The organism is Desulfurellaceae bacterium (genome assembly GCA_021296095.1).
Classification (GTDB): Bacteria; Desulfobacterota; Binatia; order Bin18; family Bin18; genus JAAXHF01.
Genome location: JAGWBB010000056.1, coordinates 16,984 through 17,647 on the forward strand (window position 1 = coordinate 16,984; position 664 = coordinate 17,647).

2 protein-coding genes are annotated in these 664 nt (G+C 63.3%); one reads left to right on the forward strand and one right to left on the reverse strand.

Features of this window, described 5'->3' with window-relative positions:
- Positions 1-435: hypothetical protein (locus J4F42_13995; protein ID MCE2486623.1), on the forward strand; the 435-nt coding region annotated here is incomplete at its 5' end.
- 35 nt (positions 436-470) lie between these two features.
- Here J4F42_13995 and J4F42_14000 read toward each other — a convergent pair.
- Positions 471-664, reverse strand: a 194-nt coding sequence (locus tag J4F42_14000; protein ID MCE2486624.1) for a hypothetical protein, incomplete at its 5' end; no start/stop codon positions are given.

Here is a 664-nt window from a genome sequence, read left to right on the forward strand (position 1 = left end):
CTGGCCCAGGGACTGAAAACCTACAACCCGCTCAGCATCGGTGCGCTGGGTCTGATTATCATGACCGGAGCGTTCAACCTGACCGCGTATAAGCAGCAACTCGGCCCGCAATTCTTTACCCTGCTGGGCGGCGTGCTGGGTCTGAAGCTGCTGCTCGTCTTTGTTCTGATTCTGATCAGTACGTCGGCCACGATTGGCATGGGGCATCGCCTGGTTCGCACCGAACTGCGGGGCGAGACCTTTGATCCAACAAAGCTACCCGGTCTGATCAAGCGCGTACAGCTGTTCACCATCCTGACCGTAGCCTTGAGCGCGGCGGTGGTGTGGGTGTCGATGGAGATGAGCGAGCGGGCCGAGACCGTATCGGCAGCGGTGTCGCAGGCGCCGCTGCCCCGGTCGGCGGGGCCGGGCAGCGAGGCACCCAAGCAGGATTAGGCCCGCCTCCGGCTCTCCGGCCGTCCGGGTCGGTCTCAGGAGCCGGACCAGCGCGGCGGTCGCTTTTCCACAAAAGCCGCCACCCCTTCGGCATAGTCGGCCTGGGTAGTCATGTCTCGAATCAGGCTGCCAGCGTTGTCAACGGCCGATTTCGCGTCGCGGTGCAGATCGGTATAGATCTGCCGCTTTGTTTCCCGCAGCGAGCCGGGAGAAACCGTGGCGATCAGGT